This window comes from Legionella cardiaca (assembly GCF_029026145.1).
Classification (GTDB): Bacteria; Pseudomonadota; Gammaproteobacteria; order Legionellales; family Legionellaceae; genus Tatlockia; species Tatlockia cardiaca.
On record NZ_CP119078.1, the window covers coordinates 3,159,555 to 3,182,195 of the forward strand.

Sequence of the window (22,641 nt, forward strand, 5' to 3'; positions counted from 1 at the left end):
TGGTTTGGGAGGCGTTTCCAAATTTAAAAATTACAATAATGGCGCGTCCATTAGAAGACAAGATTAGTTAGTAAATTTAACTAATAATTGAAATTTAATAGCAATTGAAAACTAGCGAATGGAGAAGAAAATGGAAAATAAAAACGAACGTGTTTTTGCCTATAACCTCGCTAAAGTTATAGACAATAGTGACTTGGATAACGTGTCAGGTGGTTCTGCGCAAATGACCACGAAACAAACCGTACAGCCCACTGGCGGAAGCGGACAAGACATTGATGGATGCGTGGATGTTACTTTTGATTGGTAAGTCTTATACGAGAGGTTCTAGTCAATCTAGAACCTGCAAAAATAAATAATTTATATAATTTAATTTTGAGAAAATGAAAGTACTAATTGTTACTGAACCTGATGATATGCATGCTGTGTTGGTAAAAATAGCCTTAGAAAAAATAGATCATCATGTAAAGCTTCTATTTATCGCTGATCAACCAACCAAGCAAAAAAATTCAGTTTATATTAATGATAATGATTTTGAATGGCAAAGTTCCGATAAATACTACCTCACGAAAGATAATGATTATGATGTTGTTTGGTGGCGTCGAGTGCGAAAACCCTATGTGCCAAAAGCGATGATTCATCCTAAAGATTATCGATTTGCAGTAAGAGAAAATAGCTTATTTTATGAATCACTCATCTATAATATGGCACCCAACGCTTGGTGGATTAATGACAAAGAAGTCGCTACCAGAACAAATTCCAAATTACTGCAATTGCGAATTGCAGGCCTTTGCGGCATGAAAGTTCCCACGACACTTTGTTCCAATAATCCGAAAGATATTCGCCATTTTCTCTTAAAAAATGAAGCGGCTGGTGTTATCTATAAACCGCTTTGTGCTAATTTTTGGTTTGAAGAAAAACAGACAAAAATCTCCTATACCACAAAAATTAAATTTATGGATTTACCTAACAATCAGCTATTGCAACTGGTTCCAGGAATTTTTCAAAAAGAAATTAAGAAAAAATATGAATTAAGAGTTACTTGTTTTGGTGATTACCTTGTCGCGGTGAAATTAAATTCACAAGAGCACAAGGATGGCTATATCGATTGGCGAGCAATTCCACGAGGTATCATGGCAATAGAGCCTTATCATTTGCCGTCAGAGTTGGCACGAAAAATACGCTTGTTCATGCAAAAAATGGGGCTTGTTTTTGGCGCTTTTGATTTTATTGTAACACCGGGTAATGAGTACATCTTTCTTGAGGTTAACGAGCAAGGACAATTTTTGTGGATAGAAGAATACAATTCAGAATTAAAAATGCTGGATATCTTCGTCAATTTTCTTGTAAGTAGAGCAAGAGATTTCATGTGGGACTCTGGGAAGGCTGTACATACAATTGAGCGCTATAGACGACAAATGGAGGGAATTATTTTACAAAATATGCAGCGTCATGTTGATTTAAACCGTGCAAAAATACATAACGAAATGGAACAACCATGATTAAAAATTTATGCGTAATAGTAAGTTTAACCTTGCCAATCAAACTAATGGCAGGAAATATTATTGATTTATATGGTGATGAATCTAACAAATCGCAAAAAATAGTTAGTAAATATTCCAAGAGAATTAGTGATCTTGAAAATAGGCTAGAGAAACAATTCAAAGAAAACAGTACTAAAGAATGGGACAAAATTTCTTTGTTGAAAAATCATTTGACCAATGACATTAAAAAAGAAGGTGATTATCTATATGTGGATTTAAATACGATTTTTTATTCTAACAATAAAAACAAATATACCACTATCGACGTGGTTACCAAATCTCAACCTGAAAGAATGCGATTTGCTGCATCTGCGAGAATGAAAGGAAATTTTGCAGCAAAAAACGATTTAATAAATGACATGATCGTTTTTCAAAATACTGCAACAAATTTATGGATGAATGGTCAATTAAAGACTACTGAAATACCTTGTCCGGTTTATCATTGTATCCGCCAATTTGAACATCCCCAGTTAAAACCCTATTTAAAAATTTTCAATGAGGGGGCGATTAAACAAAAAAAACTTATTCTAGATACCATGAATAGTGATCCCAATCCTGAGCGTCGTGCAGCGGCAGCTTTTTTGATGGGGCATTTTACTAATCCGCGAGAAATCATCCAACGATTATTACCTCATGTGCAGGATAAAGATACTGGGGTTCGCAACAATGTCATACGCGTTATTGCAGAAACAATGGAGAATGCAAAGATAACACAGATAAATCTCCGCCCTTTCCTGGAATTACTGGATTCTCCGCAAATAACGGATAGGAATAAAGCTCTATTTGTATTGCTCAATACCACGAATTCAAAAAGCGCGAAACAACAGATTATTAATCAAGGTGGAAAAAATCTTTTAGCTATTTTAAAGCTAAAACAACTGAATAATCATGATATTGCATATCAAATTTTAAAGAGAGTAAGTGGTAAAAATTATAGTGAAGATAATCTAATTGCGTGGAAAAAATGGGTTGACACCAATGCTGCTTAGATTAATTCACTTAGAATTCAGGATGAAGAAATAACAATAATCGGTCGCAGATAAAATGGATTTTAGAGTGATCAAAAATGGAAATAAACATGGAAAATAAAAACGAGCGAGTCCTCGCCTATGGGTTGGCAACAGAAATTGCCGAACAAGATCTGCAAGAAGTGTCAGGTGGCAGAAGTACATATACTCATCATGGCACGAAATATTACACCTCTAAAAAACCTGGAGGTGATGTTGAACATGATGATGATTGGGATATCTAAGAAATAGATGGTAAATCTTTTGATTCTGATTCCTCCTCAGAATCAAAAGACCAAACATGGAATAAATAGTTGAGTAATAACATGAATATTTTAATAGCGACAGCACCAGACGATTTGCATGCACAACTCGTAAAATTAGCACTGGAAGATAAAGGCCATCGTTGTATTTTATGGTACATGGGTGATATGCCGACAAAACAGAAAAATAGTATTTATTGTGAAAATGGGCATTATTCCTGGATGATGGAAAATGCCATTGGTGCCAAAACCATCACAGAAAATGAAATTGATGTTGTGTGGTGGAGACGGACCAGAAATCCATTTATCCCTAAGACCGGGCATGAAAATGATTTTGATTTCATAAGAAAAGAGAACGTTATATTTTGTGATTCCATTCCGTTAACCCTTGTGCAAGGACCCTGGTGGATTAATCCTTTTGATTCTATCAAATATGCAAGCTCTAAAGTTTATCAGTTAAAGTTGGCCGCTAGCTTAGATTTTAAAATCCCTGCTACGTTAATATCCAATGCCCCTGAGAAAATTAAAGAATTTATTGCTAATAATAAAAACAGCCAGGTTATCTATAAGGGTTTTTCTTGCCACCATTGGTGCGAAAATAATCGCTTAAAATTATCTTATACAAAAACGGTTGCCCATGAACAACTGCCTTCTGATTCGACCTTGCAGTTGACGCCTGGTATATATCAAGAAAAATTAAAAAAGAAATATGAATTACGTGTGACTTGTTTTGGCGATTATCTTGTTGCTGTAAAAATTAATTCACAAGAGCATGCAAAAGGCTTAAATGACTGGCGAGTGATTCCTCCAGGAGAATTGGGAATTGAGCCGTACCAGCTATCTACCAGCATTGGAAATAAAATTCGTGGTTTTATGAAAAGACTGGGTATTGTTTTTGGCTGTTTTGATTTTGTTGTAACACCAGATGATGAGCTCTACTTCCTTGAAGTTAATCAACAGGGGCAGTTTTTATGGATAGAAGATTTAATTCCGCAAATCAAAATGCTTGATATGTTTACCAATTTCCTCATTCAAAAAACGACCTCTTTTAATTGGAAGCGTGATTCTGAGCTAATCAGTTTAAAAAACTATGAGCCATCAGCTATTAAAAAAATTGATGAGAATATGGATAATCACATTTACCGCAGTCCAATTAAAACATCAGCAAGTTTTTAATTTATGAAAGAATCGGATTTATTCCGCAAGGAAGCGCTCCAGCAAACGAAAGAACGGATTTATGGTTCTGTCTGTATTAATGTGCCACCTCAATACACGGTTTCAGCAATAGGATTTTCAATCATTATCGTTTCCATAATTTTATTTTTGTCTTTTGCTGAATTTTCAGAAAAATTTATTGTTTCTGGTTATGTAAATTCTACCAGGGCAATTGTCCGTGTTTATCCAAGAACAAATGGCATTATTTCTGAAGGTAATATTTATCAGGGTATGAAGGTAAAAAAAGGAAAGAATTTATTTCTTGTGGATACGTCTTATGTAGGAGCCTCTAAAAATAGTGATAATGATATTGTGGCGCAATTACAAAAAAGGAAAAAAATCATTGAAAAAGAGGTAGTTTATAAATCCAGAAATTTGCATGCGCTTGCACAATTATTAGAGAAAAAATATGTGTCATTGGCTGAATATAATCAGAAAAAAGAAGAGCTGTTGGAGCTTAAAAATAAACAAAGTCTTATTGAGATGGATATGATCAGATATAACCAGAGCAGATCATATCGCATCCGCTCTCCGATTGATGGCATTGTTTCAAGTATCCTTTACAAAGAAGGCCAATATGTCAATACGACGAAATCATTAATAACTATTATTCCTGATAAAGCGGAGTTAATAGCAGAGTTATTCATTCCTGCAAGAAAAGCCGGTTTTTTACGTAAAGATAGCAAGGTTGTGATTCGCTACGATGCCTATCCTTATCAACGCTTTGGTACTTATCAAGCAAGTATTAAAGAAATTAGCCAGAACATTATGGCTGATGACGAGGAGGAAAAGCCCTTTCGCATCGGTGAACCCTATTACAAGGTTATTGCCAAACTGGATAAGCAAACAGTCATGGTCTATGGCGAAATACAAAAAATACAGCACGGTATGACATTTTCAGCGGTGATAGTTGGTTCTAGAAGAAAACTATGGCAATGGATATTAGATCCGTTGTATAGCTACTACGGGAAGTTATTTTCATGAGTCATAAGGCAAGCCTTCAATTTAAAAAAAGCACAAAATTACCCATCATCCTTCAAGACGAGATGGGAGAATGTGGTCATGCCTGTGTAGCCATGATAAGTAATTTTTGGGGTCACCAGCTTGATTTACGTGCTATTAGACAAATAAGTAAACCTTCGCAGCGTGGGACGACATTATTAACGTTAAAGGAAATATTGGAGAATTTAGGATTTACTACCAGAGCGATACGGAGTTCTCTCGAGGAGTTAAGTCAGGTTAAAACGCCGGCAATTATTCATTGGAATATGAATCATTTTGTTGTGTTAAAAAAAGTCGGCAGAAATAGTATTACCATACATGATCCTGCCGTGGGTCTTAAACATTGCAAAATAGAAGAGGTTTCAAAATCCTTTACTGGTATTGTTCTGGAAGTTGAAAGAAATGCTGATTTTACAAAAATCAAAGACCAACATAAGTTGAGTTTGTATGATTTAGTGAAAGCCGTGCAAGGGATTAATAAAAGTATTGTTTTATTGATGCTTCTTTCTTTTTGTATTGAGATGTTTAATTTGCTAAATCCTTTATTCATGCAATACGTTACCGATGATGTAATAGGCTCCAGCGATATGAATAACCTTTATATTATGGCTGCAGCCTTCATTATTTTGATAACATTTCAAGTTTTTATCGAATATATTCGCAGTAATTTTATAATTTATTTGACAAATACTATGACCGAAAAATTTTCGGCGAATGTCGTTGAGCATCTTTTAAGATTACCATTAGACTTTTTTGAAAAAAGGCATAAGGGCGATATTCAATCGAAGTTTCATTCTATCGATCAAATACAGAAAAAAATAAGTACGGATTTCGTAAATACAGTTCTGGATGGCTTAATGATAATTATCAATCTTTTTGTCATGTTCCTATATAGTCGCCTACTTACTTCTTTAGTTATTCTATCATTGACCATTAGCTTAATGGTGAGGTATTTGTTTTATTATTCTTTAAAGAAAGAGACAGAATCATCCATTATGCAGCATGCAAAATCGGCCTCTGTCTTTCTGGAAACATTACAAGGAATTATGCCAATAAAGACTTTTGCTAAAGAAAAAATAAGATTTAATACCTGGCGAAATAGCTATGTCAATTCATTAAATGCAGATATTAAGATATCCAGAATTAATACAATTTATCACTGTGTAAATCAATTATTGTTTCATTTAGAGCCTATTGTGGTGCTATGTATTGGTTCTTCATTAGTGTTAGATAACAAGTTTTCTGCGGGGATGTTAATTGCATTTCTTTCATACCGACATTTATTAGTTAATAAAGCCACAACATTAATGCAAAATTTAGTGGATTATAAATTGATTTCAATCCAGCTTAATCGCTTAAGTGATATTCTGTTTCAAGAGCCTGAGACAATTAGGAGGGGTTGTGGGACCGCTAAACGAATGAAGGGCGCCTTAGTTTTAAAAGATGTCTGTTTTAGATATCACGCCAAGGATCATGATATTTTGCATCGCATTAATTTAACTATAAATGCGGGAGAAAAAGTAGCGATTATTGGGTCTTCCGGCTGTGGAAAATCGACCTTACTTAAAGTCATGATGGGATTACTTAGTATTAGCAGTGGTGATATTTACATTGATGACGTTGCAATCAATGATTTCGGCCTAAAAAACTATCGGGAATTAACCGCAGCAGTTATGCAGGAAGATTCCTTATTAACAGGTTCTATTATGGATAATATTTGTTTTTTTAATGAAGAAATTGATATGGCTAATGTTTATCATGCAGCAAAATTAGCTTGTGTCCATGAAGAAATAATCAGATTACCCATGGGATATGAAACGTTGGTTGGCGATATGGGATCAACCTTATCCGGTGGCCAAAAGCAGAGAATTTTATTGGCCAGGGCGTTATATAAAAAGCCTAAAATATTATTTATGGATGAAGCAACCAGTCATCTAGATGTGAATAATGAAAAAAACATTAATAAAATGTTGCGCTCTTTAGCAATTACGCAAATTGTAGTTGCGCATAGAATAGAAACCATCCAGACTGCCGATAGAATTATCGACCTGCATGAAATTAATCAAAGGGGATCTACTACACAACTGCGAGATAACGTTTTGTAAAGAGGTGTTTTCTACCTTTCTGTTGCCAATAAAAGTCATTTTCTCTGCACTAACGTTGCTTATCCATATTGATTACTTTATAATCCGCGCGTTGAAAGATGGGTGAAATTTGTGAAAGACAGGCGTAGCATTGGTGGCATCAAGCGTTTTTTACTAGCACAATTAGCTGCTAGTTTATTGATAACGCTAGGATTACTGCTAATTTGGGGTGAAAAAGAAGCAATATCGGCATTGTTGGGTGGATTGGTAGCAATTATACCATCAGCTCTTTTTGCCAAAAAACTTTTTCGTCATCAAGGAGCTAGAGCGGCAAGGCAAATCGTCAAAAGCTTCTACTTGGGGGAGGCTTTAAAAATTGTATCAACCATTGCCTTATTTACATTCGTGTTCATGTCATTCAAAATAGCCCCTCTTGCGTTTTTTTTAACCTACATTGTGGTGCTAATGAGTCATTGGTTCGCACCCTTGTTTTTTGCTAACAAACAGAATAGGCCAAAAAGTGACTGAAATGGTATCAAGCACAGACTATATCAAGCATCACCTAACTTACCTAACCTACGATATCAAAACGATGAGTTTTGGTTCCGGTGGGTTTTGGACATTAAATTTAGATACACTTTTTTTCTCGATAGTTTCAGGTATTGTTATTCTCGCGCTTCTATATTTTGGCGCTCGTCGAGTCACAACGGGTGTACCTGGTAAATTACAAAATTTTGCCGAAATTATGCTGGAGTTTGCAGATAATCAGGTAAAAGACTGTTTTCACGGCAAAAATAAATTAATAGGCCCCTTGGCTCTAACTATTTTTGTTTGGGTTTTTTTAATGAACTTCATGGATATACTGCCAGTGGATGTTCTGCCTTTGGCTGCTCGAGCGCTGGGTGTTCATTATTTGAAGGTTGTGCCAACCAATGATTTAAACCTAACCTTTGCACTGTCTTTATCGGTATTTATGCTGATTATTTTCTACAGCCTTAAAATTAAGGGTCCAAAAGGCTTTATTAAAGAATTGACTTTGCAGCCATTTAATCATTGGGCTTTTATACCTTTTAACTTATTGTTGGAGTTAGTCGGTTTAATTGCCAAGCCAATCTCTCTCGCACTTCGTTTGTTTGGAAATTTATATGCTGGCGAATTGATTTTTATTCTGATAGCCTTGCTAACCTTAAATGCAACGACATCTTCTGTAGCAGGCACTGCAACTTTAGGAATTGCTCAATTTTTATTGGCGTTGGCATGGTCAATTTTCCATATTCTGGTGATCACGCTACAGGCATTTATTTTCATGGTACTGACTATTGTTTATCTCAGTTTGGCTCATGAAGACCACTAATATTTTTTAATTTAAACATTGTCCATTAAGGGGATTTATATGCAAGCTGCAAATTTAATAGCACAAGTTCAAGGTATGACTGTTATCGCAGTCGCATTATTGATTGGCTTAGGCGCATTAGGTACTGCAATCGGCTTTGGTTTATTAGGTGGAAAATTCCTTGAAGGTTCTGCACGTCAACCAGAAATGGTTCCTATGCTTCAAGTTAAAATGTTTATCGTTGCTGGTCTTCTTGATGCGGTAACAATGATTGGTGTGGGTATTGCGTTATTCTTTACTTTCGCTAACCCCTTCCTGAGCAACTTGGGTTCTTGATAACACCTAATGGGGCGTATGCACGCCCCCAAATGTTACAGGAGAAATTACCTTGGAAATTAATTTAACACTGGTAGTACAAATGCTCGTTTTCGCTGCATTTGTTTGGTTTACCATGAAGTTTGTTTGGCCTCCTTTGGCTAGAGCAATGGAAGAACGTCAAGATAAAATAGCTGATGGTTTGGCTTCAGCTGAACGCGGGCGTAAAGAGTTGGAGTTAGCTCAACATCGCGTAAAAGATGAGTTGAAGCAAGCCAAAGCGCAGGCTTCAGATATTATCGAGAAAGCCACTCGTCGCGCTGCACAAATGATCGAAGAAGCAAAAGAAGATGCTAAATTAGAAGCACAAAAACAAGCTAAAATTGCTCATGAGCAATTACAGCAAGAGTTTAATCGTGCGCGAGATAGTTTGCGTAAAGAAGCTGCACAGTTAGCTGTTGCTGGCGCGCAAAAAATTCTTATGCGGGAAATCGATGAGAAGGCAAACAGTGCGATACTGGATAATCTAATTAAAGAGATTTGATATGCCGGATACAACAACCATTGCCAGACCTTATGCAAAAGCAATATTTGAATATGCTCTGGCTGTTAATAAGCTTAGCCAATGGTCTGAGATATTACAGACTTTAGCTGTGTCAGTACTGACTGAGGAAGTTGCAGAATTCATTATGAATCCTGCAACAACAGAGGCGCAGCAAAGTGAATTATTAATGGCTCCTTTTGCTAAAACAGGCAAGAATGAATTACAAGCTATTGAAAATCTAATTTCTACGTTGGCTGCAAATAAGCGCCTTATACTTTTGCCTGATATTAAGGTGTTGTTCGAGGCCTTACGCGCTGAACAAGAGAAAACTCTCGTTGTAAACGTTCGCAGTTTCTCAGAGTTTTCCGCCGCGCAAACAGAGCAACTTAAAACGTCACTAAGCCAGCGCCTAAAACGTGAGGTAACACTTAAGGTAGTTATCGATCCATCACTGCTGGGCGGTGCGGTTATTCAAGCTGGTGATTTAGTAATTGATGGTTCGGTGCGGGGACAGTTAAATAAACTAAGTACCGAGTTAGCCGCATAATAGAGAGGATAGATTTCATGTCAGAACAAATAGCATTAAACCCATCTGAAATCAGTGAATTAATCAGAAAAAAAATCGAACAATTTGGTGTCGTTTCTGAAGCAAGAAATGAAGGAACTATTGTTAGTTTAAAAGATGGTATCGTTCGTCTTCATGGTTTGGCCGATGCCATGCAAGGTGAAATGATCGAATTTCCAGGCGGTATTTACGGTTTGGCATTGAACCTCGAACGCGATTCAGTTGGTGCAGTAATTCTTGGTGACTACGCTGGCCTTTCTGAGGGGCAAAAAGGTAAATGTACCGGCCGTATTCTTGAAGTTCCAGTTGGCAAAAATCTTTTGGGACGCGTTGTTGATGCGTTGGGTAACCCCATCGATGGTAAAGGCCCTATCAATGCAGAAAGAATGTCTCCTATCGAAAAAGTGGCTCCAGGCGTTATCGCTCGCCAATCGGTGGATCAACCTGTACAAACAGGATTAAAAGCAGTTGATGCAATGATTCCAGTAGGACGTGGTCAGCGGGAATTGATTATTGGTGACCGCCAAACTGGAAAATCAGCGATTGCGATTGATGCGATCATCAATCAGAAAGGGACAGGGGTTAAATGTATTTATGTTGCAATTGGCCAAAAAGCCTCTTCTGTTGCCGCGATCGTACGTAAACTGGAAGAACATGGCGCAATGGAACATACCATTGTTGTTGTGGCCGGTGCTTCTGACTCTGCAGCATTACAATTCATCGCTCCCTATGCTGGCTGTGCAATGGGCGAGTACTTCATGGAGCGAGGTGAAGATGCATTGATTGTTTATGACGATTTAACTAAACAAGCCTGGGCTTATCGTCAAATTTCCTTGTTATTGCGCCGTCCACCAGGGCGTGAAGCTTATCCAGGGGATATTTTCTATTTGCATTCACGTCTACTTGAGCGTGCTGCAAGAATTAACGCAAAAGAAGTTGAAAAGTTAACGAATGGTGAAGTTACTGGTAAGACAGGCTCACTAACCGCGTTGCCGATTATTGAAACACAAGCAGGGGACGTTTCTGCATTCGTACCTACCAACGTTATTTCTATTACCGACGGTCAGATTTTCCTAGATGTTGATTTATTCAACTCCGGTGTGCGTCCTGCAATTAACTCTGGTTTATCGGTATCTCGTGTGGGCGGTGCAGCTCAAACCAAGATTATGAAAAAACTAGGTGGTGGTACTCGTTTAGCTCTTGCTCAGTATCGTGAACTTGAAGCGTTTTCACAATTTGCTTCTGATCTTGATGATGCAACTCGTAAGCAATTAGAGCGTGGACAACGTATTACTGAATTAATGAAACAGAAACAATATTCGCCTCTGTCTGTGGCTGATATGGCTGTCTCACTGTTTGTTGTTGAAAAGGGTTACCTCGATGATATTCCAGTTGCTGAGGTAGGTTCCTTTGAAGCTGCGCTACATGGTTATATGAAAGCTACTCATGCAGCTCTGCTGAACAAAATCAATGAAACAGGTGCTTATGATAATGATATCGAAGCACAATTAAAGAGCGCAGTAGAAGAGTTTAAACGTACTGGTAGTTGGTAAATTAATAGCCGCCCCAAATTTAAGGGCGGCAATGATTTATAGACAGGTTGCAGCCTGTTGCAATCTGGTAAATTAAAGGCGAAGCAAGATATGGCTGGAGCGAAAGAGATCCGTTCAAAAATTGCGAGTATTAAAAACACGCAAAAAATAACTCGAGCAATGGAAATGGTTGCCGCAAGTAAAATGCGTAAGACGCAAGACAGAATGCGTGCATCCAAACCTTATGCAACCAAAATTTATAATGTTGTTAAACATATTGCTCGAGCTACCTCTGAATATCATCATCCCTTTATGACACAACGCGAAATCAAAAGGGTTGGTGTTATTGTAGTAACTTCCGATCGTGGATTATGCGGCGGTTTGAATGCCAACTTATTACGAGAAACCGTTCGTGTCATGCGCCAATGGCAACATGAAGGCAAGGAAATTGATCTTTGTGTAATTGGTCGCAAAGGGCAAGCTTTCTTTAGACGCGTTGGTGGTCGTGTGCTTGCTTCTGTCGACCAACTCGGTGACAAACCTGGTATCAAAGATCTGATTGGTGTTGTCAAAGTAATGTTGGATGCGTTTTACAATGGCACTATTGACGCTTTACACATTGTGTACAATGAATTCATTAACACAATGACACAAAAGCCAACTGTAAAACAATTATTGCCATTGCCTGTATCTGAAGATGATAGCAAATCATTAGGGCATCACTGGGATTATATTTATGAACCTGATGCTAAAGAATTGCTGGATGGTTTATTGGAGCGATACATTGAACTGCAAACCTATCAAGGCGTTGTAGAGAACATTGCATGTGAGCAAGCTGCGAAGATGATTGCAATGAAGAGCGCAACTGATAATGCAGGTGAGTTAATTAAAGAATTTCAATTGGCTTATAACAAAGCCCGACAAGCCGCTATTACGCAAGAGTTGGCGGAAATTGTCGGTGGTGCAGCCGCTTTATAAGAGGGTATATGATGAGTCTAGGAACAGTAGTTGAAGTTATTGGTGCGGTTGTAGACGTGGAGTTTCCCCGCGATAATGTTCCCAAAGTAAACGATGCCTTAAAGCTCGTTGAAGGGGATTTAGTATTTGAAGTGCAACAACAATTAGGTGATGGCGTTGTTCGTACGATTGCAATGGGTACTACCGACGGTTTGAAGCGTGGCGTCAAGGCTGAAAATACTGGTGAGGCTATTCAAGTACCAGTCGGTAAGAAAACATTAGGACGTATCATGGATGTTCTAGGACGTCCAGTTGATGATGCAGGCCCTATTGATGCCGATGAATATTGGGCTATCCATCGCCAGGCACCAAGTTACGAAGATCAAGCAGGTAGTCAAGAACTGTTGGAGACTGGCATTAAGGTTATTGATTTACTTTGTCCATTTGCGAAGGGCGGTAAAGTAGGTCTCTTTGGTGGTGCTGGTGTAGGTAAAACCGTTAACATGATGGAACTTATTCGTAACATTGCTATTGAACATAGCGGTTACTCCGTATTTGCCGGTGTGGGTGAGCGTACTCGTGAAGGTAATGACTTCTATCATGAAATGAAGGACTCTAACGTACTTGATAAAGTATCTCTGGTTTACGGACAAATGAATGAGCCACCAGGAAACCGTTTACGAGTAGCCTTGACTGGCCTTACCATGGCAGAAAAATTCCGTGATGAAGGTCGTGATGTATTGCTATTTATCGATAATATATACCGTTATACGCTGGCAGGGGTAGAAGTGTCTGCACTGTTAGGCCGTATGCCTTCTGCAGTAGGTTATCAACCGACATTAGCTGAAGAAATGGGGATGTTACAAGAGCGTATTACTTCAACCAAGACAGGTTCTATTACTTCTATTCAAGCAGTCTACGTACCTGCAGACGACTTGACTGACCCATCACCTGCAACTACCTTTGCTCACTTGGATGCGACTGTTGTATTGTCTCGTCAAATTGCTGAGTTAGGTATTTATCCTGCGGTGGATCCACTGGATTCAACATCTCGTCAGTTAGACCCACTTATCGTTGGTCAAGAACATTATGATACGGCTCGTCGCGTTCAGCAAACGCTACAACGATACAAAGAGTTGAAAGATATTATTGCAATTCTTGGTATGGACGAGTTGTCTGAGGAAGATAAGCGTGTTGTCTCTCGTGCACGTAAGATCCAACGTTTTCTTTCTCAGCCATTCTTCGTTGCTGAAGTATTCACGGGTTCACCTGGTAAATACGTTTCATTAAAAGATACCATTAAAGGGTTCCAGGGAATTCTTGCTGGTGAGTATGATGATTTACCTGAACAAGCATTTTACATGGTAGGTAGCATCGAGGAAGCTGTTGCTAAAGCTAAAACTCTATGAGGCAAACAGACATGGCAATAACAACGCACTTAGATATCGTTAGTGCTGAACAGGAAATTTTTTCCGGTGTCGTCGAAATGGTCGTCGCCACCGGGGAACTTGGTGAAATTGGTATCGTGCCAGGACATGCTCCTTTGCTAACACTTTTAAAACCTGGTGAAATTCGCGTTACATTACCAGGTGGTGTCCAAGAGATTTACTATGTTTCTGGGGGGATGCTTGAAGTTCAGCCTTATTATGTGACTGTTTTAGCAGATGCTGTTGAGCGCGCGGAAGAAATCGATGAAGCTGCTGCTCTTGCTGCAAAGGCTCGAGCAGAAGAAGCAATTTCAAGCAAACATGCTGATATGGATTACTCAAAAGCTGCAGCAGAGTTAGCACGTGCTGTTGCGCAAATCCGTGCAATCCAAAAAATTCGTAAACACATTAAATAATGGTTACATGCATTCTGAAAAGGGCGTTCTTTAAGTTGACGCCCTTTTTATTTTCCTGTAGTCAAACCGCCGGTTAAGCGGCTATCTTCTATAACCTCATAGTTTTTAATTACTTCACGAAGCACCACTCGTTCACTGCTATTTTGCAAATCAAAGTCATCAGATAGATGGAGCAACTCATGATGTTTCATCACACCCTCAAGCAAATAGGTATCCAATGAATGATTGTGAAGCGTTGAATGGTTAGCAAAATGTTTTTGTAAAATGGGAATAAGTTTGTCGGGTTCTTCATTTACAAGTTGTGCTCTTAATTTTTCTGCGCGCTCTTGGCCAAATTTAGTATAATGCCGCAATCTAGTGAAAAGACCCAATTGGTAACCGCGGCCATCATCACTATCTTTGTCATTACGCCATGTTAGGTAATTATCAACCTTGTCAATTAACGTTTTGCGCAGTGATTCCATGGGATGTATTTGCTGGGAATCCTCAAGGGGGGTACTGGTTTCGCTATTTACTCTTTGAATCTTTTTAAGTAGCAAAGCGTGGAAGGTAGCAGGGTTCATGTCATCAGCGAGTGCAAAATATATCCTTTCAACCTTCATGCTTTTTTTAGAGTTGCCTTGTTCGCTTGTTTTGCGAATTAACTTGAACTGTCCTTCTCCTACTAGTTCCTTCATTAGTTTAATACATTCATCATTAAGTTTCCTTGGTGTATTAGAGCCGTAATTATAATTTTCAATACTTGGTTTTAGAGAAATCTTCCCAAGGGTTGCTGGCTTTTTAGAAATTTGCACTAGAACATTATTCAATCCCAGCTCAGTGAGTGCTTTTTGAATTTCACGTTGATAATGACGAAGATATAAATCAACACTGGAGCGATCAAATTTTGACTGATCCTTTTCATAAGCTTCTCTAAATTCACGGAAACTATAATATTTGATACTGTTGTCTTGAAATTCCTTATAGTCAATCTGCGTATCAGCCTTATCTGCAGTACCACCTGGCTGTACTAAAAAAATATTTTTCTTTTTATTTGGTAGCGTTGAGCCAATGGGAATTAATGGAGCCTCCATCATTATGGAGTGCCCGAATTCATCTGTACCTTCTTCGCGTGCTGCTCGAACAGGATTATAGGGGTGATCAGAACCTCCTCCAGCAGTGGCAAATCCTGAAACAGCTTTCTTTTTAGGATCAAGCTTTCCTGCCAAAATTTTTCCTTCTTGATTCTCTGAAACAACCGCTGTTTTTCGCGCGCCTTTATTCTGCATGAAATAAGAAGCCAGCTGTTCCAAATTGATGCCAGTTATTGACAAAGCGCCATTTTCGATTCGCATGGCAAGAGGATCAAGGTTTAATTGCTCACTAAAAAGCGTTAGCATTGCCTGGTGTTTATCGGCGTTCTCATCAGGAAGTGTTATGGTGATGGTTTCTCCATTGGCTGTTACCGCAGGTCTAAATCCATAACAGCCATCTCCCTTGTAAACGTAACGATGAAATTCATCTTGGATGTTGGATAAATAACCAAACGATGAGAAAAAAACCTGCAATGAATTTTGAATTAACTCTTTGTGTATTTCATGAGTGAAATCATCACATGGTAAGGTAACAGTGATGGACCCTTTGTTATCTATTATCTTTGTCCCAGCAAGACGCGCAATAATGGGTAATGCTTTGTCATGATGTCCATTGGGTATTTGAATTGCAATCGTACCATCAGGATTAATTTTGACATGAGGCTTGATGGCATTAGTGTACTGAGCGCGATAACTCACAATCGCATCAGAACCACCAGTCCCTACGTATTTATTGTAAAGCCCATACTTGTGAAAAATATGTTGTAATTCAAGAGAGATTTGCTCTTCTTTAAGTGCATGCTCACCATATTTCTTTTGAATATGTTCTAAAATTGCGGTCTTACGTGCCTTTAAAATTTCTATACGTTGTTCTTTGTCCTCTGGACTATGACCAGTACTATTGACCAAGTCTTCGATATCCTTATCGCTGAATTGGGCTAGCATCAGCGCACCCTGTAATTGATATTTACGCTCATTCTCTGGAGACGAAGTGAGTTCTGAAAAAAACGCTTTTGTTTGTTTGATATTCTTGGTCTCTACTGAACTTCCAGTCTTGGTTTTTAATATTCCAAATTGATCATTTTGCCTATCTATAAGAAAGGGTCGAATATTGTCTTTATTAAAATTAACATTATCTTTACCCGGTACAATACTGCGAAATCCAGAAAATAAGGCGGCACCTAAATCAACGTTAAATATACGAGCATCAGCATCTACAACAAAATTTTCTCCTGCTCCATTAACGATATCTCTGTTCCCAAGCCAACAATGTAAGAGTTGGCTGGCAAGAATGGCGTCTCTGCTTGCCTGTGGAAGGGTTTGCAATTTATCGTGGGTACAATTTTTAACACCGGGCAACATTGCTGAAGCAACATAAACGACGCCGTCCTTATCCACAACAGCAAACATATTAGGAACTAAAACACCGGCGGCTTTAAGAAAGCGTGCTGCTAAAATTTCATCCCAAGAGCGCCAGTTAATGGTTTTTTTCTCAGCTGGATCGGTAACGCCAGGTAGAGACACGCGCTTAAGAAGATAATCTTTTCCCGAGCGCTTATCTCGATAGACACCACCTTCTCCAGCACCACCAAATTTGGTTTTCTCACTCTTTTTTAGATAAAAGCCTTCAAGGTTTCTAGTTTTAATTTCTTTCTTGATTACTCTAAACATGTTGTTGCGCGCCCTGAGTTTCGTATATTAATTATACATCGCGAGTATTAAGTGGTTATTAAGCCTTAGAGAATGTTCTAGAAAGGTGTTAATCCGAAAATTATCAAGTAATTAAATAATTATTTGGGACCGGGCAATTTGGATAAAACAATGATGTTATTGATAAAGAGTGGGCGAGAATAAAAGATTGATTTATGCAATCTGTGAATAACTTTGAGTCACTTTGATCGCAAGAAAAGTTAGTTAATTAACCCATTGATTTACAATGTATTTTTAAAATAATGCAGCGTTGGATTCTTAGAAGGCTGTGGATAACTTTGTGAATTTAATGGTAATTCTTTTCTAATTAAGTGATTTCTAAGCCTTTAATACGTTAAACTTGATTAACCCGACTGATTCGCTTCTTTAAATGCTTTATGCTAAATTAACGATTATTCATTCTATGGTAAGCATTCGTAATGGCATTTAAAAATTTGCCTATTAACCCAGATTTGCATGAGGCCATAGTATTGCAAATCCAGTATGAATCATAAGACTTATGAACGATCTCATCGAACGTAAACCACTAACAGAGTTTACTGAAAAAGCCTATCTTGATTATTCCATGTATGTAATTCTTGATAGAGCGTTGCCTCATATTGCTGATGGCTTAAAACCTGTGCAGCGGCGTATCGTTTATGCGATGTCCGAGTTGGGACTCAAGGTAACGGCCAAACATAAGAAATCAGCACGAACAGTCGGGGATGTGCTGGGTAAATTTCATCCTCACGGCGATTCAGCCTGTTATGAGGCCATGGTTCTTATGGCACAACCATTCTCTTATCGCTACCCCTTTGTGGACGGCCAAGGAAACTGGGGTTCTCCCGATGATCCAAAATCCTTTGCTGCAATGCGCTATACCGAAGCACGCTTATCAGCTTATGCAGAATTGCTTTTATCAGAGCTACAGCAAGGAACGGTGGATTGGGTCGATAATTTTGACGGCACGTTACAAGAACCTTCTTTATTACCTGCCCGGTTACCCAATGTACTCCTAAATGGAGCAACAGGAATTGCCGTAGGGATGGCATCTGACATTCTACCTCATAATTTAACGGAGGTGGCTGATGCCTGTATACATCTATTAGATAATCCCAATGCTAACTTGAACGATATTTTAGCCTATGTAAAAGGCCCCGATTTCCCCACCGCCGCAGAAATTATTACTCCCCGCAATGTTATACGCAGTCTATATGAAACAGGTAATGGTTCGGTAAAAATGCGAGCTGTTTACAGCCAGGAAAAGCATGATATTGTTATTACGGCTCTTCCTTATCAGGTTTCTGGTGCCAAAATTATTGAGCAGATAGCTTTACAAATGCAACAAAAAAAGTTGCCAATGATCGATGATCTGCGTGATGAATCTGACCATGAACATCCAACTCGCTTAGTGATTGTGCCTAAATCAAATCGAGTGGATGTTGAAGGCTTAATGTCTCATCTGTTTGCGACAACCGATTTGGAACGCAGTTATCGAGTTAATTTCAATATGATAGGTCTTGATGGCAAGCCCCGGGTAAAAGGCTTGGTCACTATTCTGCAAGAATGGCTAAGTTATCGGTTACTGACAGTAAAAAGACGCTTGCAGTATCGTTTGGAAAAAGTTCTTGATCGTATTCATGTTCTGGAAGGATTAATTACTGCTTTTCTCAATATCGATGAAGTCATTGCTATTATTCGTGAACATGACAATCCTAAAGAAGGATTAATTGCCCGCTTTAAATTAAGTGAAAGACAAGCTGAAGCTATTTTAGAAATGAAGTTGCGGCATCTGGCCAAACTTGAAGAAATAAGATTGCGTGCTGAGTTGGATGAATTAAGTGCCGAGCGTGACTCGTTACAAGCAATTTTAGCCAGTGAAAAACGACTAAGAACACTAGTAAAAAATGAAATTGCTGCTGATAAAAAACAATTTGGCGATGTTCGTCGCTCCCCATTAGTAGAACGGCAAGATTCCCAAGCTCTAAAAGAAGAAGATATTCTTCCCAATGAGCCCATTACGGTCGTGCTATCACAAAAAGGATGGGTTCGTGCAGCAAAAGGCTATGACATCGATGGCCGCGAATTAAGTTATAAAGCTGGGGATGATTTCAAAGCCCAAACCAATGCCAGGAGTAATCAACAAGTGGTATTTTTCGATAATGAGGGCAAGGTATATACCTTACCGGGATATACCTTACCTTCAGCGCGTGGACAAGGGGAACCGCTCACTGGGAGATTAAATCCTTCCGATGGGATGTTATTTGAAGCACTTGTTGGTGGTGATGCAGAGGATTGGGTCCTTTTAGCAAGTGATGCAGGTTATGGTTTTGTTAGTCAATTAAAAGATTTGTACGTTAAAAATCGTAACGGTAAAGCCTGTATTAAATTACCAGCCAATAGTCGAGTACTGCCACCTCGTCTAATCACCGCTAAAGATGCGCAATATATTGCTTGTGTTACCAATATTGGTCGTTTGCTAATTTTCCCCGTAAGTGAACTTCCCGAACTTAGTCGTGGCAAAGGGAATAAATTAATTAGCATTCCTTCTGCAAAATCCGAGCAGCGTGAAGAGTTTATTGTTGATATTCAAGTATTGTTTATCGAAGATGCCTTAACGATTCATGCGGGTAAGCGACACTTTACTTTAAAGACCGTTGATCTTGAGCATTATCAGGGTGAGCGCGGCCGCCGTGGCAATCGTTTGCCACGTGGATTGCAGAATGTCACTGCATTACAGGTAACGGCGTCGGCTACTGAAAAATAGCATGAAACTATCGGCAAAAGCCTTACGCTTTATTTTAAATTGTTACCCTCCATTCTGGGGGGCAGGAATTAAGGTCGATACCATTAGCGAGGATTTTTCCTTTGCGCGAGTTTCTATGGCATTTCGCTGGTATAACAAAAATTACATGCGCACGCAGTATGGTGGCAGTCTTTATTCAATGACGGATCCTTTTTTTGCCTTAATGTTAATTCAGCGATTGGGATCTGATTATGTGGTTTGGGATAAACACGGTGAAATTGATTATATTAAACCGGGCACAAGTCGTGTGTATGCAGATTTTTCAATTACTGATAGCGAACTTTTTGCTATCAAAGAGTCAACAAAAGACAATAAAAAATATCTCCCTGTGTTTCATACAGAAATTTATGATAGTTCAAAACAAGTCATTGCTAAGGTTAAAAAAACGGTGTACGTCAAACGTATTCGCGGAAATCCCGAGAGTTAATGGTATCGTTTCCCGTGAAACATTAGCTTATTTTATCGACAGTTAATAGCTGTTGCAGCGCTAATTTTTTTTCTATTTCTAATTCTGTTAAAGGCAAGGTGGCAAGAGCTGCGGCGCGATACAAAGCCTTTAGGGTAGGATTTAGTAAAGCAACTAAATGTTTTTCAATAGTTTGGACATCACCTCGAGCCAAGGGCCCTGTAAGCGCCTGTTTGGGGTCCGTTGTTTGTTCAATATTCGTGAAGCTGCTGTGCATTAACTTCATGCTTATATTTTTGGCCAAATCATGAGAAATGCCTGCTTCAGTCAACAATTCGATGGAAGTCGCAATCAGAGTAACCAAGTAGTTTGAGGAAAAAACAGCTGCCGCATGATAACAGGCTTTCTTTTCTGCTTTAATGGGGACGAGAGTTGCTCCTAATGAGTTGAAAAGTGCAATAAGTAAAGCGACGGCCTTGTCATCTCCTTCAACGACGCAAGGACAGTTTTGAAAGGCATTACTATCAATATAGTTATCTCTAAATGCTTTTAGTGGATGAATACTGGCAATGTGACAGCCTTGTTTTTTGAGTACCAGTAATTCATTGGAGTTCAACGCACCACTACAATGCACCACAATGCTACCAGGTAGCATAATTTTTTCTTTGGCAAGCTCATCTGCAATCCGGCGAATAGTATCATCTGGCGTAGTAATAAACGTTAATTCCACGGGGGGTAATTCTTTTAAGTTACTCACCACAGTACCGGAACCAATCTGTTGGGATGCCAAGGCTGCACTAAGTGGACTACGATTACAGATGGCCCCTAATTGCCCTTGCTGCTTAGCCGTTAAGGCGAAAGCAATATTTTTGCCTAAGCGGCCTGCTCCAACCAGATTAAAGTGCATGGTTATTCCGATAAATTGCTATAAATTACCACAAAAATAATAAAAGAGAGTTGGCAATTACAACGCAATGCTGAAAATGGTATAATTTGATTTTATCAGCTTTTATGCTGAGACGAAATTGTTCATCGTGCACGCTATACGTGCAACATAATTTAGCCCAGTAATAAATATGAGACGAAGCGCCTTACTCCTTGTGTTAGCCCTGGTTTTTTTAGAATGGTTAGATTTTACGCTTTATCTTTATTTAGCGAAGTCTGTTTTTGCCAAAGAGTTTTTTCCTGCTTCCGATTATAGTCTCTTGCTATCCTTTGCCCTTTTTGCTGGTGCCTACTTTGCTCGCCCTGTGGGAGGCTGGTTGTTTGGCAGGGAGGCGGATTTAAATGGCCGCCGGCTTCCCATGGTTTTGTCTGCGGCATTGATGGGAATGGCGACTTTGGGAATTTGTCTTCTACCTGGTTATGCACAGGTGGGTTTATGGGCAACCTGGGGATTGCTGCTTTTACGTATCGCGCAAGCCTTGGCTATTGGTGGCGAAATTAATACATCGGCAATGTTTTTAGTAGAGCATCATCCAACCAAGCCATTATTGGCAGGGGGAATGGTGGCCGCAAGTGGCGCATTGGGGATGTTCATGGGAGGTGCCATTGCCAGTGTTTTACAAGTAACAAATTTTCATGATGCCTGGCGGTTAGTCTTTGCCATTGTTGGTGGATTATCCTTATGGGTTTGTCGTTTACGCAAGCAATTAGCGGAATCTCCTGAGTTTCAAAAAAAACAACCTCATACGCAGTATCAATGGCGAAACCATTGGCGTGGGCTCTTAAATATTGCTGCTATGGGAACTTTTGTTAGTGTAATGGTTTACATATGTAATGTTTTTTGGGTTTCTTTTGCTATTGATAGCCAATTAATGTCGAAAGTACAATGTGCATGGGCTGGTTCGATTGCCCAATTTGCTGCTGCTTTTATAGCCTTACCTATTGCCTATTACAGTCAGCCGAAACATTGCTATCGTTTGGTGCAAAGCAGTATGTTGATATTGATGATAACGGCACCACTGTTATTTTATTTTACTGCTCAACAAAGTAAAGCAGGCGTTCTATTTTCACTCCTGGGTTATGTCTTGGCAGATGGGTTGTTATGTGCTGCACTCTATTATTTTCTGTATTTACAACTTCCTTCGCAGTATCGTTGTCGCGGGGTATCAACCGTGTGGGCTCTGGCGGCGAGCATTGGTGCACTCAGTTTGCCCTTAGCGGAGCAAGCTAAAATGGCAGGAGCTCTTTTGGGGCCTGGCTTGTTTGTAAGTGCTACGGCAATTGCTTGTCTTGTATTACTGCACTTCTCCAGAGAAAAGAAATTCAAAATCGATAATATTTTTGCTTCATTTTCATCACGCATTTGAAAATTTCACTTGTCTTTTTTTGTTCAGTTTTTGCGAAAATCCCTAATGAATTGGTCATTGAATCTACAATGTATTTGATGGGAATGCATTATTGCTTTTAAAAATACTATTGAACTGAAGAAGCTTTTCTGCTTAATATGAATATTCTACGAGG

Annotated in this window: 21 protein-coding genes; 19 read left to right on the forward strand and 2 right to left on the reverse strand. The window is 38.9% G+C overall.

Going from position 1 to position 22,641, the window contains the following annotated elements:
- The first annotated feature begins 118 nt into the window (after positions 1–118).
- The 16 genes from PXX05_RS13765 (at position 119) to PXX05_RS13840 (ending at position 14,201) form a co-directional block, all read left to right on the forward strand.
- Positions 119–307: a hypothetical protein gene (locus PXX05_RS13765; RefSeq protein WP_275088766.1), complete on the forward strand. Its 189-nt coding sequence runs from the start codon at positions 119–121 to the stop codon at positions 305–307.
- Positions 308–380: 73 nt separating this feature from the next.
- Positions 381–1,499 (forward strand): MvdC/MvdD family ATP grasp protein, encoded by a 1,119-nt coding sequence (locus PXX05_RS13770; RefSeq protein ID WP_275088767.1) that lies wholly within the window; start codon positions 381–383, stop codon positions 1,497–1,499.
- On the forward strand, positions 1,496–2,530 hold the full coding sequence (locus PXX05_RS13775; RefSeq protein ID WP_275088768.1) for a HEAT repeat domain-containing protein: 1,035 nt from the start codon (positions 1,496–1,498) through the stop codon (positions 2,528–2,530). Before PXX05_RS13770 ends, PXX05_RS13775 begins: the two co-directional genes overlap by 4 nt.
- A gap of 77 nt (positions 2,531–2,607) precedes the next feature.
- Positions 2,608–2,793, forward strand: a complete 186-nt coding sequence (locus PXX05_RS13780; RefSeq protein ID WP_275088769.1) for a hypothetical protein — start codon at positions 2,608–2,610, stop codon at positions 2,791–2,793.
- 81 nt (positions 2,794–2,874) lie between these two features.
- Positions 2,875–3,987, forward strand: coding sequence for an MvdC/MvdD family ATP grasp protein (locus PXX05_RS13785; RefSeq protein WP_275088770.1), 1,113 nt, complete (start codon positions 2,875–2,877; stop codon positions 3,985–3,987).
- 3 nt (positions 3,988–3,990) lie between these two features.
- A complete protein-coding gene (locus PXX05_RS13790) occupies positions 3,991–5,010 on the forward strand; it encodes an HlyD family secretion protein (RefSeq protein WP_275088771.1) in 1,020 nt (339 codons plus the stop codon).
- Positions 5,007–7,133, forward strand: a complete 2,127-nt coding sequence (locus PXX05_RS13795) for a peptidase domain-containing ABC transporter (protein WP_275088772.1) — start codon at positions 5,007–5,009, stop codon at positions 7,131–7,133. The genes PXX05_RS13790 and PXX05_RS13795 overlap by 4 nt, the downstream gene beginning before the upstream one ends.
- 111 nt (positions 7,134–7,244) lie before the next feature.
- A complete protein-coding gene (locus tag PXX05_RS13800; RefSeq protein WP_275088773.1) occupies positions 7,245–7,640 on the forward strand; it encodes an ATP synthase subunit I in 396 nt (131 codons plus the stop codon).
- A 1-nt stretch (position 7,641) separates the two neighbouring features.
- Complete coding sequence (gene atpB, locus PXX05_RS13805) at positions 7,642–8,466, forward strand: F0F1 ATP synthase subunit A (protein WP_275088774.1); 825 nt, start codon at positions 7,642–7,644, stop codon at positions 8,464–8,466.
- 39 nt (positions 8,467–8,505) lie between these two features.
- Complete coding sequence (gene atpE / locus PXX05_RS13810) at positions 8,506–8,781, forward strand: F0F1 ATP synthase subunit C (RefSeq protein ID WP_028385819.1); 276 nt, start codon at positions 8,506–8,508, stop codon at positions 8,779–8,781.
- Positions 8,782–8,833: 52 nt separating this feature from the next.
- Positions 8,834–9,304, forward strand: a complete 471-nt coding sequence (locus PXX05_RS13815) for a F0F1 ATP synthase subunit B (RefSeq protein ID WP_275088775.1) — start codon at positions 8,834–8,836, stop codon at positions 9,302–9,304.
- A gap of 1 nt (position 9,305) precedes the next feature.
- Complete coding sequence (locus PXX05_RS13820) at positions 9,306–9,851, forward strand: F0F1 ATP synthase subunit delta (RefSeq protein WP_275088776.1); 546 nt, start codon at positions 9,306–9,308, stop codon at positions 9,849–9,851.
- Between the two features lie 17 nt (positions 9,852–9,868).
- Positions 9,869–11,422, forward strand: coding sequence for a F0F1 ATP synthase subunit alpha (atpA, locus tag PXX05_RS13825; protein WP_275088777.1), 1,554 nt, complete (start codon positions 9,869–9,871; stop codon positions 11,420–11,422).
- Positions 11,423–11,512: 90 nt separating this feature from the next.
- Complete coding sequence (atpG, locus tag PXX05_RS13830) at positions 11,513–12,379, forward strand: F0F1 ATP synthase subunit gamma (protein WP_275088778.1); 867 nt, start codon at positions 11,513–11,515, stop codon at positions 12,377–12,379.
- Between the two features lie 11 nt (positions 12,380–12,390).
- Entirely contained in the window at positions 12,391–13,767 is a 1,377-nt protein-coding gene (atpD, locus tag PXX05_RS13835; protein WP_275090525.1) for a F0F1 ATP synthase subunit beta, read from the forward strand.
- An 11-nt stretch (positions 13,768–13,778) separates the two neighbouring features.
- A complete protein-coding gene (locus tag PXX05_RS13840; RefSeq protein ID WP_275090526.1) occupies positions 13,779–14,201 on the forward strand; it encodes a F0F1 ATP synthase subunit epsilon in 423 nt (140 codons plus the stop codon).
- A 47-nt stretch (positions 14,202–14,248) separates the two neighbouring features.
- On the opposite strand, the gene PXX05_RS13845 is transcribed toward PXX05_RS13840, so the two are convergent.
- Positions 14,249–16,945 (reverse strand): hypothetical protein, encoded by a 2,697-nt coding sequence (locus tag PXX05_RS13845; RefSeq protein WP_275088779.1) that lies wholly within the window; start codon positions 16,943–16,945, stop codon positions 14,249–14,251.
- Positions 16,946–17,483: 538 nt separating this feature from the next.
- Between PXX05_RS13845 and parC the strand changes: the two genes are divergently transcribed.
- Together parC and PXX05_RS13855 are read left to right on the forward strand one after the other, a co-directional pair.
- On the forward strand, positions 17,484–19,730 hold the full coding sequence (parC, locus tag PXX05_RS13850) for a DNA topoisomerase IV subunit A (RefSeq protein ID WP_275088780.1): 2,247 nt from the start codon (positions 17,484–17,486) through the stop codon (positions 19,728–19,730).
- A gap of 1 nt (position 19,731) precedes the next feature.
- The gene (locus PXX05_RS13855; RefSeq protein WP_275088781.1) at positions 19,732–20,196 is read left to right on the forward strand and encodes a DUF4442 domain-containing protein; all 465 of its coding nucleotides are present in this window, start codon (positions 19,732–19,734) and stop codon (positions 20,194–20,196) included.
- A 22-nt stretch (positions 20,197–20,218) separates the two neighbouring features.
- Here the strand turns inward: PXX05_RS13855 and PXX05_RS13860 are convergent, their stop codons facing one another.
- Complete coding sequence (locus tag PXX05_RS13860; RefSeq protein ID WP_275088782.1) at positions 20,219–21,082, reverse strand: Rossmann-like and DUF2520 domain-containing protein; 864 nt, start codon at positions 21,080–21,082, stop codon at positions 20,219–20,221.
- 169 nt (positions 21,083–21,251) lie between these two features.
- On the opposite strand from PXX05_RS13860, the gene PXX05_RS13865 reads away from it, so the two are divergent.
- A complete protein-coding gene (locus PXX05_RS13865) occupies positions 21,252–22,487 on the forward strand; it encodes an MFS transporter (RefSeq protein ID WP_275088783.1) in 1,236 nt (411 codons plus the stop codon).
- Positions 22,488–22,641: the final 154 nt, after the last annotated feature.